This window comes from Paenarthrobacter sp. NEAU-H11, from assembly GCF_050573415.1.
Lineage (GTDB): Bacteria > Actinomycetota > Actinomycetes > Actinomycetales > Micrococcaceae > Arthrobacter.
This window is the reverse complement of the sequence record NZ_JBNZGA010000015.1, coordinates 46,557-63,169: the sequence shown is the minus strand read 5'-3', so window position 1 is coordinate 63,169 and position 16,613 is coordinate 46,557. Positions and strand designations below refer to the sequence as shown.

14 protein-coding genes are annotated in these 16,613 nt (G+C 66.9%); 2 read left to right on the top strand and 12 right to left on the bottom strand.

The genetic code is table 11. From position 1 onward, the window contains the following. Nucleotides 1-46: 46 nt before the first annotated feature. Together ACQ3DC_RS17015 and dxr are read right to left on the bottom strand one after the other, a co-directional pair. The gene (locus tag ACQ3DC_RS17015) at nt 47-1,378 is read right to left on the bottom strand and encodes a M50 family metallopeptidase (protein ID WP_430752799.1); all 1,332 of its coding nucleotides are present in this window, start codon (nt 1,376-1,378) and stop codon (nt 47-49) included. 17 nt (nt 1,379-1,395) lie between these two features. Next, nucleotides 1,396-2,580 (bottom strand): 1-deoxy-D-xylulose-5-phosphate reductoisomerase, encoded by a 1,185-nt coding sequence (gene dxr / locus ACQ3DC_RS17010; protein WP_430752798.1) that lies wholly within the window; start codon nt 2,578-2,580, stop codon nt 1,396-1,398. Between the two features lie 113 nt (nt 2,581-2,693). Here dxr and ACQ3DC_RS17005 point away from each other — a divergent pair, with 113 nt between their 5' ends. Beyond that, nucleotides 2,694-4,163, top strand: coding sequence for a lipase maturation factor family protein (locus ACQ3DC_RS17005; protein WP_430752797.1), 1,470 nt, complete (start codon nt 2,694-2,696; stop codon nt 4,161-4,163). A 10-nt stretch (nt 4,164-4,173) separates the two neighbouring features. On the opposite strand, the gene ACQ3DC_RS17000 is transcribed toward ACQ3DC_RS17005, so the two are convergent. From ACQ3DC_RS17000 to ACQ3DC_RS16970, 7 genes are read right to left on the bottom strand one after another with little or no spacing between them, the layout of a single operon-like run. Beyond that, entirely contained in the window at nt 4,174-5,013 is an 840-nt protein-coding gene (locus tag ACQ3DC_RS17000; RefSeq protein ID WP_157238610.1) for an HpcH/HpaI aldolase/citrate lyase family protein, read from the bottom strand. Beyond that, a complete protein-coding gene (locus ACQ3DC_RS16995) occupies nt 5,010-5,564 on the bottom strand; it encodes a MaoC family dehydratase (protein WP_321215835.1) in 555 nt (184 codons plus the stop codon). Before ACQ3DC_RS16995 ends, ACQ3DC_RS17000 begins: the two co-directional genes overlap by 4 nt. Then, nucleotides 5,561-6,328 (bottom strand): CoA transferase subunit B, encoded by a 768-nt coding sequence (locus tag ACQ3DC_RS16990; protein WP_430752796.1) that lies wholly within the window; start codon nt 6,326-6,328, stop codon nt 5,561-5,563. The genes ACQ3DC_RS16995 and ACQ3DC_RS16990 overlap by 4 nt, the downstream gene beginning before the upstream one ends. A gap of 2 nt (nt 6,329-6,330) precedes the next feature. After that, nucleotides 6,331-7,140 (bottom strand): CoA transferase subunit A, encoded by an 810-nt coding sequence (locus ACQ3DC_RS16985; protein ID WP_323057629.1) that lies wholly within the window; start codon nt 7,138-7,140, stop codon nt 6,331-6,333. Between the two features lie 20 nt (nt 7,141-7,160). Then, nucleotides 7,161-8,336, bottom strand: coding sequence for an acyl-CoA dehydrogenase family protein (locus ACQ3DC_RS16980; RefSeq protein WP_157238614.1), 1,176 nt, complete (start codon nt 8,334-8,336; stop codon nt 7,161-7,163). 2 nt (nt 8,337-8,338) lie between these two features. Then, nucleotides 8,339-10,495, bottom strand: coding sequence for an acetyl/propionyl/methylcrotonyl-CoA carboxylase subunit alpha (locus ACQ3DC_RS16975; protein ID WP_430752795.1), 2,157 nt, complete (start codon nt 10,493-10,495; stop codon nt 8,339-8,341). Nucleotides 10,496-10,503: 8 nt separating this feature from the next. Beyond that, entirely contained in the window at nt 10,504-12,111 is a 1,608-nt protein-coding gene (locus tag ACQ3DC_RS16970; protein ID WP_430752794.1) for a carboxyl transferase domain-containing protein, read from the bottom strand. A gap of 211 nt (nt 12,112-12,322) precedes the next feature. On the opposite strand from ACQ3DC_RS16970, the gene ACQ3DC_RS16965 reads away from it, so the two are divergent. Further along, nucleotides 12,323-12,988, top strand: a complete 666-nt coding sequence (locus ACQ3DC_RS16965) for an SACE_7040 family transcriptional regulator (RefSeq protein ID WP_430752815.1) — start codon at nt 12,323-12,325, stop codon at nt 12,986-12,988. A gap of 46 nt (nt 12,989-13,034) precedes the next feature. Here ACQ3DC_RS16965 and ACQ3DC_RS16960 read toward each other — a convergent pair whose 3' ends face one another. The 3 genes from ACQ3DC_RS16960 to pdhA are packed head-to-tail and all read right to left on the bottom strand — an operon-like array spanning nt 13,035 to nt 16,611. Next, nucleotides 13,035-14,423 (bottom strand): dihydrolipoamide acetyltransferase family protein, encoded by a 1,389-nt coding sequence (locus ACQ3DC_RS16960; RefSeq protein ID WP_430752793.1) that lies wholly within the window; start codon nt 14,421-14,423, stop codon nt 13,035-13,037. 8 nt (nt 14,424-14,431) lie between these two features. Beyond that, nucleotides 14,432-15,442, bottom strand: coding sequence for an alpha-ketoacid dehydrogenase subunit beta (locus ACQ3DC_RS16955; protein WP_157238618.1), 1,011 nt, complete (start codon nt 15,440-15,442; stop codon nt 14,432-14,434). Then, nucleotides 15,442-16,611, bottom strand: coding sequence for a pyruvate dehydrogenase (acetyl-transferring) E1 component subunit alpha (gene pdhA / locus ACQ3DC_RS16950; RefSeq protein ID WP_321215828.1), 1,170 nt, complete (start codon nt 16,609-16,611; stop codon nt 15,442-15,444). The genes ACQ3DC_RS16955 and pdhA overlap by 1 nt, the downstream gene beginning before the upstream one ends. Nucleotides 16,612-16,613 lie beyond the last annotated feature (2 nt).

Below are 16,613 nucleotides of genomic sequence, written 5' to 3'. Positions count from 1 at the left end.
ATTGGAAATCAGCTGCCGGGTCTGCTCTCCCGAGGAGCCGCAGGCGTCAGCCGAAGAGGTTCACGGGCTTCACAATGTCGGCATAAATGAGGAGCGCGCTCATGCCCATGAGCAGGGCGGCCACCACGTAGGTCACCGGCAGCAGCTTGGCGATGTCGAAGGCGCCCGGGTCCGGCTTGCCGAGCAGCTTGGCCACGCGGCGCCGCGCACCCTCGTACAGGGCGCCGGCTACGTGTCCGCCGTCCAAAGGCAGCAGCGGTACCAGGTTGAACACGGCCAGCGCGAAGTTCAGGCCGGCGAGCAGCCCGATCAGTGCGGCCAGCCGGGACTGCACCGGGATTTCTTCCATGGCGGCCACTTCACCGGCCACCCGTCCCACGCCCACCACGCTGATGGGGCCGTTGGGGTCGCGGGGCTCCTCGCTGAAGGCAGCCTTCGCCACGCCCACAACGCGTGCGGGCAGGTTGAAGACCACCCCTGCCACCTGGCGGATGTTCTCCCCCGCCACTGGAAGAACGGACGACGCCGGCTGGGCCACCAGTTCAGTCCGGGAACCGATGCCCAGGAAGCCGACGTCCTGGTAACGGAGGTTGCCGGCGTCGTCCGTTTCCTGGCGTCCGTCCGTGCCGATGACGGGGCGCGCCGACAGCACCGGAGTCACCGTGGCGGACACCCGGGTGCCGTCCCGCTCCACGGTGATGGCTACCTCGCGCCCCGCGGAAGCCCGGATCCATTCCGTCAGCTGGTCCCAGCTGGCCACCGATTTGCCGTCGAAGGCGATGACCCTGTCGTTGGGCCTGAGGCCGGCCGCCGCGGCGGGGGTGAGCCGGCAGTCCGCAGAGTCGGGATCCACTGTCTCCCCCGCCGCCACCTGGCATTTGGAGACGTCGGAGATGGTGGTGGTGGCCGTGGCGACGCCAAAGCCCATCAGCAGGACGGCGGTGAGGAGCACGCCAAGCACCATGTTCATGGCCGGCCCGCCCAGCATCACGATGATCTTCTTCCAGACCGGAAGCCGGTAGAACACCCGGCCCTCATCGCCGGGGCCCACTTCCTCATGGGCCGCGGACCGGGCTTCGGTGGCCAGGGTCTGGAACATGCCCGTGCTGGAGGGCCGGACCGAACCGTCCTCCTTGTTGGGCGGATACATGCCAATCATGGAGACGTAGCCGCCCAGCGGGATGGCCTTGACGCCGTACTCGGTTTCGCCTTTCCGCCGCGACCAGAGCGTAGGGCCGAAGCCGATCATGTACTTGGTGACGCGGACCTTGAAGAGCTTCGCAGGCAGCAGGTGGCCCACTTCATGGAGCGCGATGGAGGCAGCGATGCCGATCGCCACAAAGACGACGCCGAGGACAAAAAGGAGAACGGGGGTCATTGACGTGCTGCTGCTTCCTAGAGACTGCTGACTGCTAAACGTTCGTGGGCGCGGGCGCGTGCCCAGTCCTCAGCATCCAGCACGGACTCCACCGTCAGCCCGGAGGAGCCTGAATGTTCGCTGAGGACGGACTCGATGGTGGCCACGATGTCGGTAAACCTGATGCGCCCGGCATGGAAGGCCGCCACGGCTTCCTCGTTGGCGGCATTGAACACGGCGGGGAACGTGCTGCCCTGCTTCGCGGCGTCCTTGGCGAGTCCGACGGCCGGGAAGGCTTCCGTATCCAGCGGCTCGAATGTCCACGAAGCGGCCCGCGTCCAGTCACAGGCCGCGGCCGCGTTGGGCACCCGGTCCGGCCAGCCCAGTCCCAGGGCAATGGGGAGGCGCATGTCCGGCGGGGACGCCTGGGCAATGATGGACCCGTCGATGAACTGCACCATCGAGTGCACCACGGACTGCGGATGCACCACCACATCGATCCGGTCCAGGGGAACATCGAACAACAGGTGCGCCTCGATGACTTCCAGGCCCTTGTTGACGAGGGTAGCGGAATTGGTGGTGACCATGACACCCATATCCCACGTGGGATGCGCCAGCGCCTCCTGTGGAGTTACCCCGTGCAGTTTGTCCCTGCCCCTGCCGCGGAAGGGACCGCCGGACGCGGTGAGGATCAGTTTTTCCACTTCCGCCGCAGATCCGGAACGCAAGCATTGGGCGATCGCCGAGTGCTCGGAATCGACCGGCACGATCTGGCCTTCGCGGGCAGCGGCCTTCACCAGCGAACCGCCCACAATCAGGGACTCCTTGTTGGCAAGCGCCAGCGTGGCACCGGATTTGAGGGCCGCCAGGGTGGGCGCCAGGCCAATAGAACCGGTGATCCCGTTCAGGACCACGTCAGCCTCGACCCCCGCAATACGGGTGGACGCGTCCGGTCCGGCAATGATTTCCGGCCGGTAACCCTGCTTGCCGGCAGCGGCTGCGGCTTCGGCCACCAAGGAGGCCAGCTGACCGGGGTCCCCGGCGGCTATGCCAAGCACAGAGGCACCCGTGTGCACCGCCTGGCGCGCGAGGAGCTCCAGGTTGCCTCCCCCGGCGCTGAGGGCCACCACCTCGAAAAGTTGCGGGGCGCCGTCGACGACGTCAATCGCCTGGGTGCCGATGGAACCGGTGGATCCGAGGAGGACGATTCTGCGTGGCTGCATTGCTTAAGTATCCCGCACCGCACTGCCGGACAGCCGCCGCCTTAAGCGGGGCCCCTCAACATCCCTTTGGCCCCAGTGGCAGCACTGTTGGGAGCGGGCGTAACGTGGACTGCGTGGACTGGCTCTCCTGGTTTGATGCGCCGGAATACGAATTCGCCCGGCAGGTGCTGCAGCGAGGCGTGGCGGCACTGTATTTCGTTGCGTTCCTCTCCTCGCTGAACCAGTTCCCGGCGCTGCTGGGTGAACGCGGCCTTCTCCCCGTCCCCGAATACCTTTCCGGCTTCAGCCGCCTGCGCCGGCCTACCCTGTTCCGGTGGCGGTACTCGGACCGGCTGCTGCGTTGGGTGTGCGCCGCAGGGCTGCTGGTATCGGCTCTGCTCGTGGCCGGCATCCCGCAGCAGGGCCCGCCGTGGGTTCCGCTGATAGCGTTCCTTGTCCTGTGGCTGCTGTACATGTCCATCGTGAACGTAGGGCAGACCTTTTACGGGTTCGGTTGGGAGATGCTGCTCCTGGAGGCCGGCTTCACGGTGGCCTTCCTGGGCTCGGACCAGACGGACCCTCCCCGCACCATCCTGATCCTGATCGTGTGGCTGGTGTTCAGGCTGGAGTTCGGCGCGGGGATGATCAAGATCCGCGGCGGCCGGGAATGGCGTGACCTGACTGCCCTCTACTATCACCACGAGACGCAGCCCATGCCGGGTCCGCTCAGCCGGCAGGCGCATCTCCTGCCCAAGCCGCTGCACAAGGTGGAAGTGCTGGGCAACCACTTCGCCCAGCTGGTGGTGCCGTTCTTCCTGTTTGCTCCGCAGCCTGTTGCCAGCGTCGCGGCAGGCATTGTCATTGCCACCCAGCTCTGGCTGGTGGCCACAGGCAACTTCGCGTGGCTTAACTGGATTGCCATTGTGCTGGCCTTCGCCGCCGTGAGTGATCCGGTTGCCCACGCCGTCCTGCCGGCCATTCCGTTGGACTGGCACGGAGCGCCGGGCATGGACCGGGAGACGCCGCTGTGGTGGCTGGCCATCACACTGGCTGCCACGCTGCTGCTGGTTGTGCTCAGTTACTGGCCGTTGCGCAACCTCTTCTCGCGCCGGCAGCTGATGAATGCCAGTTTCAACCGGTGGCAGCTGGTCAACACCTACGGCGCGTTCGGCACGGTCACCAAGCAGCGGATTGAAATCGTGGTGGAGGGCACCTCCGACGAGGACCCGGACGACTCCTCCGAGTGGCGGGAGTACGGCTTCAAGGGCAAGCCCGGCGATCCCGGCAGGCTCCCGCGGCAGTGGGCGCCCTACCACCTCCGCCTGGACTGGCTGATGTGGTTCCTGCCGCTAAGGACCGTCCATGAGGAGTGGTTCTACGCCTTCCTGGGCAAGCTCCTGGAGGCGGACCGGCAGACGCTGCGGCTCCTCCGCCATGACCCGTTCGACGGCGCCCCGCCGCGTTGGGTGCGAGTGCGCAGCTACCACTACCGGTTCGCAAGCCGCAAGGAGTTCCGGGAAACCGGAAACCGGTGGGTGCGGACGCTGCTGTACGAGCCGATCCCCCCGCTGTCATTGCGGCGGTCGCACGGGCGGCCGGGATGAGGCGGAACAGCTAGCCCATGCCCTGGGCCCGGCGGATGATTTCCTGGGCATGCTTCAGGATGGGCCCGTCGATCATCTTTCCCTGGTACTGGAACACTCCTGACCCTGCCGACTCTGCAGCCTCCAGGAGGGCTTCAGCCGCCGCCACTTCGGCGTCGGAGGGCGCGTAGGCGGCCCGGACCACGGCTGCCTGGCTCGGATGGATGCACGCTTTGGAGCTGAAGCCGGAGGCGACGGCGTCGGCCGCCTCCTCCTCCAGCCCGGCAAGGTCCGGGATGTTCGTGTAAACCGCATCCACCGCCTCCTTGCCGCAGGCGCGCGCGGCCAGCAGCACGGCGGAACGGGCGTGCAGCGCCACCGCCCGGTAGCCGCCGTCGGCCTTCCTGCTGGACGTACCGCCCAGCGATGCCAGCAGGTCCTCTGCCCCCCACATCAGGCCCACCACGTTGGGGGCGGCGGCAATGGCGGGGGCGTTAAGGACTCCGAGCGCTGTTTCACACAGCGCAATCACCTTATAGCCCTCCAGGGCGTCGAGCTGCTGGACGGTTTCCGCCTTGGCAAGCATGACCGTCCGGTAAGGGGTGTGGGCGAGGCAGTGAAGGTCCTTCTCGAAGTCCTCGGTGCCCACCGGATTCACCCGCACGATAGTGCAGCTGGGTTCCAGTTCCGGCTCCACGCCGGTGGTTCCCAGCTGGGCCAGGATGGCACCGCGGGCGCGCTGCTTATCGGCGGGAGCCACCGCATCCTCAAGGTCCAGGATGACGGCGTCGGCCCTGCGGGCCGCCTTCTGGTAGCGCTCCGGCCGGTCGGCAGGGCAGAAGAGCAGGGCGGGGCCCATCACAAAGGTCATGACTGCATTGTCTCCTGTCCGTGGTCCTCCTGCTTGGCATGGGCCTCGCGGGTCCACATCAGGCAGCTTCGGGTGGCCAGTGCCACCACTGTCCCGTCCTGGTTCCGGCCGGTGTGCTCCATGGTGACGATCCCCTGCCCCGGCCGGGAACCCGAGAGCCGTTTTCCGCTGATCACCGTCTCGGTGTAGAGGGTGTCGCCATGGAAGAGCGGATGCGGGAACGAGACATCGGCCAGGCCCAGCTGGGCGATGATGGTGCCCTGGGTCAGCTGCGAGACGGACTGCCCCACCATGGTGGCGAGGGTGAACATCGAGTTCACCAGCCGCTGGCCGAACGGCTGGCCGGCGCTCCAGGCGGCGTCCAGGTGCAGCGCCTGCGTGTTCATCGTCAGCGTGGTGAACAGGACATTGTCGGCCTCCGTCACGGTGCGGCCGGGACGGTGGGCGTAGGTGACGCCCTCCTGCAGCTCCTCGAAGTACAGCCCGCGCTGCTCAATCACCTGCGGCTCGCCGCCGGTTGGTCCCGCCGCGGCGCCGTCACCGCCGCTCATACGGTCAGTTCCCGGTCTTCTTCGAACAGGTCTGCCCCGGTGGCGGCGGCCACGTCCTCCACCGAGACGTTGGGTGCCAGTTCGCGCAGCACCAGCCTGGACCCGGACCCGTCCGCAACAACGTCGATGACCGCCAGGTCCGTAATGATCCGGTCCACGCAGCCCTTGCCGGTCAGGGGCAGGGAGCACTGCTGGACAATCTTCGGGTTTCCGTTGCGGTCCACGTGCTCCATCATCACGATGACCTTCTTGGCGCCGAACACCAGGTCCATGGCGCCGCCCATGCCCTTGACCATCTTGCCCGGGATCATCCAGTTGGCCAGGTCACCGTTGGCCGCAACTTCCATGGCGCCCAGGACAGCCACGTCCACATGGCCCCCGCGGATCATTCCGAAGGAAGAAGCCGAGTCGAAGAAAGCGGCACCCTTGTTGACCGTGACAGTTTCCTTGCCGGCGTTGATGAGGTCCGGGTCAACGGCATCCTCCGCGGGATAAGGGCCGACGCCGAGGATCCCGTTTTCGGAGTGGAGCACCACTTCCACGCCGTCGGGAATGTAGTTGGGGATCAGGGTTGGCATGCCGATGCCCAGGTTGACGTACTGGCCGTTGCTGAGCTCCTTCGCCACGCGGGCGGCGAGTTCGTTGCGGGTCCAGCCTTTGGCGGCAGTCCCGTCTGCCTGGACGTCGTGCTGCTGGGCTGCCGCCCGGCGGTATTCGGGGCGCACGCCTTCGGGCCGTGGAGCGTAGGGGCTGTTGGGATCCATGGCTATGCTCCTGCCTGCTGGTTGGTGCCGGTTCCGGTTCCGGGCGCTCCAGTGCCTGGCCGGGGAAGGGCAACGGTCCGTTTTTCGATGCGCTTCTCCGCGTTGGCGGCCAGCACCACCCGCTGGACGAAGATTCCCGGAGTGTGGATGTGTTCCGGGTCCAGTTCCCCCGGCTCCACCAGTTCCTCCACCTCGGCGATGGTGATCCTGCCGGCCATGGCGCAGAGCGGGTTGAAGTTCATTGCGGTGGCATGGAACACCAGGTTTCCGTGGCGGTCGCCCTTCCAGGCGTGGACCAGCCCGAAGTCCGGCGTCAGCGACTCCTCAAGGACGTAGTCCACTCCGCCGAAGGACCGCACCTCCTTCGGCGCGGAAGCAACCGCGATGCCGCCGTGGGCGTCGTACTTCTGCGGCAGGCCGCCGTCGGACACCTGCGTGCCAACTCCCGCCTTCGTGTAGAACGCCGGGATGCCGGCGCCGCCGGCGCGGAGCTTCTCGGCCAGGGTGCCCTGCGGGGTGAGCACCACCTCCAGTTCGCCGGCCAGGTACTGGCGGGCAAACTCCTTGTTTTCGCCCACATAGGAGCTGATGGTGCGGCGGATCCGGCCGTCCCGGAGCAGGATGCCCAGGCCCCAGTCGTCCACGCCGCAGTTGTTGCTGACGGTTTCGAGGTCCGCCGTTCCTGCCCGGTGCAGCGCATCGATGAGGGTCACCGGGATACCGCAGAGGCCGAATCCACCCACGGCCAGGGACGCTCCGTCCGGTATGTCCGCGACGGCTTCGTCAGCGCTGGCAACAACCTTGTCAATCATCAGTGATCCTCTCAGGCCGGCTACAGTCCCAGTTCGCGGGCGATCAGCATCAGCTGGACCTCCGTGGTGCCCTCCCCCACTTCAAGGATCTTGGAGTCGCGGTAGTGCCGTGCCACGGTGAACTCGTTGATGAAGCCATAGCCGCCGAATACCTGGGTGGCATCCCGCGCGTTGTCCATGGCTGCCTCGCCTGCGACCATCTTAGCGATGGCGGCCTGGGTCTTGAACGGCTTGCCGGCAAGCATGCGGAACGCCGCGTCGTAGTAGGCAAGGCGGGCGGTGTGGGCGCGGGCTTCCATGCGCGCGATCTTAAACGAAATGGCCTGGTACTTGCCGATGTTTTGCCCGAAGGCGCTGCGCTCCCGGGCGTACTTGACCGACAAGTCCACGCAGCCCTGGGCTGCGCCGGTGGCGAGTGCAGCGATGGCGATGCGGCCCTCATCCAGGATGGAGAGGAAATTGGCGTAGCCGCGCCCTTCCACCCCCAGCAGGTTGGCCTCCGGGACCCGGACATCCTTCAGGGTCAGCGGATGGGTGTCCGAGGCGTTCCAGCCCACTTTGTTGTAGGGCTTCTCCGCCTTGAAGCCAGGGGTATCGGTGGGCACCAAAATGGTGGAAATTTCCTTCTGCACTGAGCCGTCTCCCCGTTCCTTCCGGCCGGTGACGGCGGTGACGGTGACCAGGCGCGTGATGTCCGTTCCGGAGTTGGTGATGAACTCCTTGTTGCCGTTGATCACCCACTCTGTCCTTCCGCCGTCAGCCTCGCGCCGGGCGTGGGTCTTGGTGCCCCCCGCGTCCGATCCTGCCTCCGGCTCAGTCAGGCCGAAACCTGCCAGCGCCTGGCCGGATGCCAGCATGGGCAGCCACTCCTGCTTCTGCGCGTCCGTCCCGAAACGGTAGATGGGCATGGCGCCCAGCGACACCCCTGCCTCGAGGGTGATTGCCACGGACTGGTCCACCCGGCCCAACTGTTCCAGGGCCAGGGCAAGGGCGAAGTAGTCGCCGCCCATTCCGCCGAACTCCTCGGGGAAAGGCAGGCCGAACAGCCCCATCTCGCCCATCTGCTTCACCACTTCGTAGGGGAAGCTGTGCTCCTCGTCGTGCTTCGCGGAAACGGGTGCCACCACGGTGTCCGCGAAGTCCCGGACGGTGTCGCTGAGGTCCTGGTATTCCTCGCTGAGTTCAAAACCTGCCATGTCTAGGCTCCTTCGCCATTAAGTAAGGCTGCATCTGTGGCTGTATCTGCGGTGCGGGGGTGGACGGTCGCCAGGACCTGGTCCGCCTTCACCAGGTCCCCGGGCCGGACGCTGAGGTGCACTGTCCCGTCGAGCGGAGCCAGCAGCTGGTGCTCCATCTTCATCGCCTCCACCGAGACCAGCACCTGCCCGGCCGTGACGTCCGCACCGTCGGTGACCGGAACGGACACCACGGTTCCCGGCATGGGTGAGCGCACCGCAGGGTCGGCAGCACCCTCCTCCCGCTGAATCGCTGCAAGTACTCGCTCCAGCCGCGACTCACGCGTCAGGACTTCCAGCCGGCAGGACCAGCCCTCGCTGCCAAGGAAGAGCGCTGAAGGTCCCGGCACCACGGCGTACGTGGTGGTACGCCCGTTGAACGTCAGCGCAACGCGTCGGCGGGAAATCATTTCCAGCCGTGCCGGACGGGGCGGCCCGCCGTCCACGGCCACCAGTGCAGTGCCTTCGGGGACAGCCCCGTCCCCGACCGGGCCGGCCGCGTTCCTGCCGCTGATACGCACGGTGGCCACGCCGCCGTCGGACGTTCCCAGGCTGACGCGGCGCGGCGCCGGTGTGCCAAGGCGCCATCCGTTGCGGGCCTGCCAGGGGCCCGGCGGCAGGGGTGTGCTGTCCTGTTCCTCCGCCTGGATGGTGAAGAGCGCCGCCGCCACCAGTTCGGCCTCGCCAACGCGGCGGAAGGCGAGGTGCGGCAGTTTGCGTTCAATCAGCCCCGTGTCCAGATGTCCCGCGCGGACATCGGCATCGTTGATCAGCAGCCTCAGGTATTCGACGTTGGTGTCCAGCCCAAGCGCCGTATACCCCGCGAGCGCCGCGTCCAGGGTGTCCAGGGCAGCTGTACGGTCCTCCCCCCACGCGATCACCTTGGAGATCATGGGGTCGTAGCTGGACGAGACCTCCAGTCCTTCCGCCAGGGACGAATCCACCCGCACCCTGCCGGCCGCCTGCCCGGGCAGTTCATCCAGGAGGAGCACTGTCCCGGTGGAGGGCAGGAAGTTTTTCTCGGGAACCTCCGCGTAGACGCGTGCTTCCACCGCGTGCCCGTTAAGTTCGACGTCGGCCTGCCGGATGGTGAGTTCCCTGCCGGCGGCGATCCGCACCTGCCATTCGACGAGGTCGATGCCGGTGACCATTTCGGTGACGGGATGCTCCACCTGCAGCCTGGTGTTCATCTCCATGAAGTAGAACTGGTCCGGCGCGTCGTCCGAGACGAGGAATTCGACGGTCCCGGCACCGCTGTAGTTAACGCTGCGGGCGGCATTGCAGGCTGCCTCGCCGATGCGGGCGCGAAGGGCGGCGCCGTCCGGGTGCGCTTCGAGCAAGGGCGACGGCGCCTCCTCGATGACCTTTTGGTGGCGCCGCTGCAGCGAGCATTCGCGCTCGCCCAGGTGGATGACGTTGCCGTGGTTGTCCGCGAGCACCTGCACCTCGATGTGCCGCGGGGTGGATACCAGCCGTTCCAGGAAAAGGGTGTCGTCGCCGAAGGCGCCGGCAGCCACCCGCCGGGCGGTGGCCAGCGTCGCGGGGAGGTCTGCCGGGCGTTCCACCACGTGCATGCCCTTGCCGCCCCCGCCTGCGGAAGGCTTGATCAGCAGCGGAAACCCGACGCCGCCGGCCGCCTGCACCAGCTGCTCATCCGTCATGCCGGGCTCCGCTACTCCGGGAACCACGGGGACGCCGTAACCGGCCACGTGGTTCTTGGAGCGGATCTTGTCCCCCATCATTCTCAGCGCATCAATGCCGGGGCCGATGAAGGTGATGCCGGCCCGGTCCAGGGCGCGGGCGAAGTCGGCGTTCTCACTCAGGAAGCCGTAGCCCGGATGCACGGCTTCCGCCCCGGCCTTGCGGCACGCATCGATGATGGCCTCGATCTTCAGGTAGCTCTCCATGGCCGCGGCGGGGCCGATCCGAACGGCCGTGTCAGCCTCGCGCACATGGCGCGCGCCGGCGTCGGCATCGCTGTAAACGGCAACTGACCGGATGCCCATGGCCCGGAGGGTGCGGATCACGCGGCAGGCGATCTCGCCACGGTTGGCCACCAGGACTGTGCTGAACATGGGCCTGCTTGCCGTGGCGGTGCCGGTGAAGGAAGGGGTGGTCATATGCTGGCTCACATCCTGAAGAGGCCGAAGGAGGTTTCCGGCAGCGGCGTGCGGGACACGACGTCCAATGCCAGGCCCAGCACGGTGCGGGTGTCGGCTGGATCAATCACGCCGTCGTCCCAGAGGCGGGCGGTGGAGTAATACGGGCTGCCCTGGTCCTCGTACTGCTGGCGGATGGGCGCCTTGAAGGCCTCTTCGTCCTCGGCGGACCACTCCTGACCGGCAGCCTCGTACTGGTCACGCTTTACGGTGGCCAGCACGCTTGAGGCCTGGTTGCCGCCCATCACCGAGATCCGGGCTGCCGGCCACATCCACAGGAACCTCGGCGAATAGGCGCGGCCGCACATGGAGTAGTTGCCGGCGCCGAAGGAACCGCCGATGACCACCGTCAGTTTGGGCACCCGGGCAGTAGCCACGGCCGTCACCATCTTGGCCCCGTTCTTGGCGATGCCGCCCTGTTCAGAGTCCTTGCCCACCATGAAGCCGGAGATGTTCTGCAGGAAAACGAGCGGGATGCCGCGCTGGTCGCAGAGCTCGATGAAGTGTGCGCCCTTGAGGGACGACTCGCTGAAGAGCACGCCGTTGTTCGCCACGATGCCCACCGGGTGCCCGTTCAGCCGGGCGAAGCCGGTCACCAGGGTGGTGCCGTATTCCCTCTTGAATTCATGGAACCGGCTGCCGTCCACCAGCCGGGCGATCACCTCGTGGACGTCGTACGGGGCGTTGACGTCCGTGGGCACGGCACCGTACAGCCCGTCAGGGTCTGCTGATGGTTCGACGGCGGCCTCCACCTCCCAGGCGGGCGGGGCCGGCGGCGGGAGGGTGGACACGATGTCCCGGATGATCTGCAGTGCGTGTTCGTCGTTTTCGGCCAGGTGGTCAGTCACGCCCGAGATCCTTGAGTGGACCTCTCCGCCGCCAAGCTCCTCCGGAGTGACGATCTCGCCGATCGCGGCCTTCACGAGCGGCGGTCCGCCAAGGAAGATGGTGCCCTGGTTCCGGACGATCACCGTTTCATCGCTCATGGCCGGCACGTAGGCGCCGCCGGCGGTGCAGGAGCCCATGACCGAGGCGATCTGGGGAACCTTGGCCGCGGACAGCCTCGCCTGGTTGTAGAAGATGCGGCCGAAGTGCTCCTTGTCCGGAAAGACCTCGTCCTGCTTCGGCAGGAACGCTCCGCCGGAATCCACCAGGTAGATACAGGGCAGCCGGTTTTCGAGGGCGATCTCCTGGGCCCTCAGGTGCTTCTTGACGGTCAGCGGATAGTACGTTCCGCCCTTGACCGTTGCGTCGTTCGAAATCACCAGCACGTGGCGGCCGTGGACCAGCCCGATGCCGGCGATGACGCCGGCGCCGGGGGCCTCGTCGTTGTACATTCCGTTGGCGGCCAGCGGGGCAATCTCAAGGAACGGGCTGCCCTCATCCAGCAGCTGGTCGATCCGCTCGCGCGGCAGCAGCTTCCCCCGGGCCACGTGGCGCTGCCGGGACTTCTCCGGCCCGCCCAGCGCAGCGTCCGCCAGCCTTTTCCGCAGGTCCTCCGCCAGCTCCAGCTGTGCTTCGCGGTTTGCCGCGAAGGCCCCGCCGGAAGGATCGAGCCGGGTGGCAAGGGTCTCCATTGACGCATCCTGTTCATCTTTGGACCGGCCGGCGAAAAGCCAACTCGGTTAGTACTGAGTAACTGAAATTCAGGTTAGTCTCGATTAACTGTGATGTCCAACACAGGGACTGCCTTGCTAGACTCTCCGGGTCCGAGGAGGAATCGTGCGAAGCACCGACGCGGCGCCGGCCGGCGAGCGCAGCAGTTCAACCCAGCGCGGCAATACTGCGCTGCCCGGCAACACCCAGCAGCGCAGCGCCACCACCCAGCGCGGCAGTACAACGCAGCGGAGCAGGGCGAAGGAGAACCGCCGCCAGGCGCTGCTGTCCGCTGCCGCGTCACTCTTTGCCCTGCACGGCTTCAACCGGGTGTCCCTGGAGGATCTCGGTGCTGCCGCCGGCGTCAGTGGCCCGGCCGTGTACCGCCACTTTCCGGGCAAGCAGGCGGTGCTGGCCGACCTGCTGGTCACTGTCAGCCAGGAACTGCTCGACGGCGGGCGCCGGGTGGTGGCGGACAATGCCGATCCCCTGGCCGCCCTGCGGGGACTGGTGGAGTTCCAGGTGGATTTTGCCCTCGGCAAGCCGGACGTCATCCGCGTCCAGGACAGGGACTTCAGCAGCCTGTCCGAACAGGACCAGGAGGCGGTGCGGATCCTCCAGCGCAGCTACGTGGAGGTCTGGGTGGACGTCCTCGCCAGGCTCCATCCCGCGACGGAGGGTTCAGAGCTCCGGATGAGGGCCCATGCCACGTTTGGCCTGATCAACTCCACCCCGCACTCGGTCCGCAGCCACGGCCGGAAGGTGGCCGCCGGAACCGCCCGTCCGCTGCTCGAGAGCATGGCGCTGGCTGCGCTGCTGGTGGACGCCACGTCCCACGAACGGCCCCGGACCGCATAAGCGGTGCCGGGCAGCAACGCTCAAGCGGGCCAGGGCCGTCCGTGACCTAGACCATCGTGAGGACCATGCCGGGGTCGGCCAGGATGGCACCCACATCGGCGAGGAAACGCGAACCCTGCTCACCATCCACCAGCCGGTGGTCGAAGGACAGGCTCAGGGTCATCACCTGGCGCAGTGCAACTTCCCCGCGATGCTCCCAGGGCATCTTCCGCACGGCTCCGAGTGCCAGGATCGCCGCTTCCCCCGGGTTCAGGATGGGGGTGCCGGCGTCTATACCGAAGACGCCGATATTGGTGATGGAGATGGTGCCTCCGGACAGGTCCGCCGGCGAGGTCTTGCCGGCGCGGGCGGTTTCTGCGAGCGCTGTCAGTGCTTCTGCCAGCCGGGCCAGGGAGAGTGAGTCCGCGTCCTTGATGTTGGGCACCGTGAGGCCCCTCGGCGTGGCGGCCGCTATGCCGAGGTTGACGTAGTTGAAAGTGACGATCTCCTGGTTTTCCTCATCCCAGTGAGAGTTGAGCGACGGATTCCGCCGGAGCGCAATCAGCAGTGCCTTCGCCGCCAGGGTCAGCGGGGTCAGCTTGTATCCCGCGAATTCCCTGCCGTCCCGGAGCCTGGCCAACAGCTCCATGGCGGGAGTGACGTCGATGGTCAGGAATTCCGTGGCGTGCGGTGCAGTGAAAGCACTCTGCACCATGGCGGCGGCCGTGAGCTTCCGGACGCCCTTGATGGGGGTCCGGGATTCCCGTCCACCCGGATACGCCTGCCCTGCGGTCGGAGTGGCAGCCTCCTGGCCCGTGACAGCGCCTGCACCAACACCGGTGGACGTGCCCTCCACAAAGTGGTGCACGTCCTCGCGGGTAATCAGCCCCTGCGGACCGGTGCCGGCCACCGATGCCAGGTCCACCCCGAGGTCTTTCGCCAGCTTCCGGACCGGCGGCGTGGACCGGGGGCGCTCGGCCGCAGGTTCGCTTTGGACAGGGCTTGTTTCGACAGGTTTGGGTTCAACAGGTTTGGGTTCAACAGGTTTGGTTTGGACACGGGTTGCCACATTCCCTGCCACCGGGAAGTTCCGCGGCCGCCGCGCGGGCCGGCCGGTGCTTTCGGGGACGGCGCCGTAGCCCACCAGGTTCGGTTCCCGCTTCGGCGCTTCAGGCGCGGCCTCCCGCGCTCCGCCCGAAGGTGCCTGCCCGGCGTCGTCCGCCACCTCGAAGGAGACGATAGGCTTGCCCACCTCCACGACGGTGCCCGGCTGTTCGTGCAGTTCCTTGACGACCCCGGCAAACGGGGACGGGAGCTCCACCACTGCCTTGGCCGTTTCAACTTCCGCAATCACCTGGTTCAGGCTGACGGTATCGCCCACTCCCACTTTCCAGCTGAGGATCTCCGATTCGGTGAGTCCCTCGCCCAGGTCCGGCAGCCGGAATTCCTTGATCATGGTGGCGCTCATCCTTCCAGCCCGCTGAGGGAGTTCGGCCGGCCAAGGGCACGGTCCACGCCGTCGAGGATTCGGTCCAGGCCTGGCAAATGGTGCATTTCAAGTTTGGAGTAGGGGTAGGGGATGTCGAACCCGGTGACGCGGACCGGCGGGGCTTCCAGGTAGTAGAAGCACCGCTCGGTAATGCTCGCTGCCACTTCTGCGCCCAGGCCGCCCGACTGCCCGGCCTCGTGGGTAATGACCAGGTGCCCGGTCCGGCGCACGGAGGCAACAACCGTGTCATAGTCCACCGGCGCCAGCGAGCGAAGGTCGATGACCTCGATTGAGATCCCTTCGTCGGCGGCCGCGGAAGCTGCATCGAGGGCGGTCTTGACCAGCGGGCCGTAGGCCACCAGCGTGACGTCGGTGCCAGTGGCCAGGACGCTTGCCCGGCCCATGGGCTCCGCGGCGGCAGGGTCCAGGGCCTCGTCAACCTCGCCTTTGTCGTGGTAGCGGCGCTTGGGTTCAAAGTAGAGCACGGGGTCGTCGCAGGAGATCGCCTGCTGGATCACGGTGTAGGCGTCCTGGGGATTGGCAACGGTCACCACGCGGAGGCCTGACGTGTGGGTGAAGTAGGCCTCCGGAGATTCGGAGTGGTGCTCGGGTGAGCCGATGCCCCCGCCGAACGGAATCCTGATGGTGATGGGCATCTTCACGGCCCCGCGGGTGCGGTAGTGGATCTTGGCAACCTGGCTGACGATCTGGTCGAATGCGGGGTAGACGAAACCGTCGAACTGGATTTCCACCACCGGGCGGTAGCCGCGGTAGGCCAGTCCGACGGCGGTGCCCACAATGGCCGATTCAGCCAGTGGCGTGTCAACCACCCGGTGCGTCCCGAAGTCCTTCTGCAGCCCGTCGGTAACCCGGAACACGCCGCCGAGGGTGCCGATGTCCTCGCCCAGGAGAACCACTTTGGGGTCGTTTTCGAGGGACTTCCGCAGGCCGGCATTGATGGCACGGGCAAAGGTCATCTGGGTCATCAGCGTGCACCTTCTTCTGAGACGGCCCCTGCGGGATCACCGAAGGAGGCCAGGTAGCGGGCGTAGTGGTCCTGCTGCCGGTCCAGCCAGGAATTGGGTGTGCTGTAGACGTGCTTGAAGACGTCCAGCGGCTCCGGGTCCGGCATGGTGGTGCATCCCGTGCGCATCTCGTGCGCCACGGCGTCGGCCTTGTCCTTCACCTGCTGCTGCAGTTCTTCGGTGAGCAGGCCCTTCCGGTCCAAGAGGGCGGCAATCCGGCTGATCGGGTCCTTGGCAGCCCAGTCCTCGAGTTCGTTGGCGTCGCGGTAGCGCGTGGGGTCATCCGCCGTGGTGTGCGGGCCCATCCGGTAGCTGACCGCCTCGATGAAGGTTGGGCCGCCGCCGCGCCGTGCCCGGTCCAGGGCCACCCGGGTTGCCGCCATGACCGCCAGGACGTCGTTGCCGTCCACGCGCAGGCTGGGGATGCCGAACCCGGCAGCCCTGTCCGCGAGCTGGATGTGGGACTGGAGCCGGACAGGCTCGGAGATTGCCCAGTGGTTGTTGGTGCAGAAGAACACCACGGGCACCTGGAAGCTTGCGGCAAACACCATTGCCTCGTTGACGTCGCCTTCGCTGGTGGCGCCGTCGCCGAAATAGGTCACGGCCACCGAATCTGCGCCATCGTTCTGGATGCCCATGGCGTAGCCGGTGGCATGCAGGGTCTGGGCGCCGATGATGATCTGCGGGGTGGCCATGTTGACCGTGTAGGGATCCCAGCCCGAGGACGCGTTGCCGCGCCACACCCGCACGAGGTCCGTCAGGTCCACTCCGCGGCAGTATGCCACCCCGTTCTCCCGGTAGCTGGAGAAGACGAAGTCGTCGCTGCGCAGCGCGCGGCCCGAACCGATCTGCGCCGCCTCCTGTCCCAGCAGCGGCGGCCACAACCCTAGCTCGCCCTGCCTCTGCAGGGCCGTTGCCTCGACGTCGATGCGCCGGATGACGGTCATGTCCTCATAAAGGGAACACAATTGCTCGTCAGTGATGTCCCTGACCCAGTAGTCGAACTCCGGATGGCTGACCCGCTCGCCGGAAGGGGTGACCAACTGGACCAGGTCACGTCCCTGTCCATGGGGGTACCGGGCGCTGGTGGAGGCGGTGGAACCGCCCTGGCCCGTTTGGTCTGTAGACACGA

What these genes read in the sequence shown, in the direction of transcription:
- ACQ3DC_RS17015 (WP_430752799.1), bottom strand. Translation starts at nt 1,378, where the DNA reads ATGACCCCCGTTCTCCTTTTTGTCCTCGGCGTCGTCTTTGTGGCGATC.
- ACQ3DC_RS16970 (WP_430752794.1), bottom strand. Translation starts at nt 12,111, where the DNA reads ATGGAGACCCTTGCCACCCGGCTCGATCCTTCCGGCGGGGCCTTCGCG.
- ACQ3DC_RS16960 (WP_430752793.1), bottom strand. Translation starts at nt 14,423, where the DNA reads ATGATCAAGGAATTCCGGCTGCCGGACCTGGGCGAGGGACTCACCGAA.
- ACQ3DC_RS16995 (WP_321215835.1), bottom strand. Translation starts at nt 5,564, where the DNA reads ATGAGCGGCGGTGACGGCGCCGCGGCGGGACCAACCGGCGGCGAGCCG.
- ACQ3DC_RS17000 (WP_157238610.1), bottom strand. Translation starts at nt 5,013, where the DNA reads ATGACCTTTGTGATGGGCCCCGCCCTGCTCTTCTGCCCTGCCGACCGG.
- ACQ3DC_RS16980 (WP_157238614.1), bottom strand. Translation starts at nt 8,336, where the DNA reads ATGGCAGGTTTTGAACTCAGCGAGGAATACCAGGACCTCAGCGACACC.
- ACQ3DC_RS16985 (WP_323057629.1), bottom strand. Translation starts at nt 7,140, where the DNA reads ATGATTGACAAGGTTGTTGCCAGCGCTGACGAAGCCGTCGCGGACATA.
- ACQ3DC_RS16975 (WP_430752795.1), bottom strand. Translation starts at nt 10,495, where the DNA reads ATGACCACCCCTTCCTTCACCGGCACCGCCACGGCAAGCAGGCCCATG.
- dxr (WP_430752798.1), bottom strand. Translation starts at nt 2,580, where the DNA reads ATGCAGCCACGCAGAATCGTCCTCCTCGGATCCACCGGTTCCATCGGC.
- ACQ3DC_RS16955 (WP_157238618.1), bottom strand. Translation starts at nt 15,442, where the DNA reads ATGACCCAGATGACCTTTGCCCGTGCCATCAATGCCGGCCTGCGGAAG.
- ACQ3DC_RS16990 (WP_430752796.1), bottom strand. Translation starts at nt 6,328, where the DNA reads ATGGATCCCAACAGCCCCTACGCTCCACGGCCCGAAGGCGTGCGCCCC.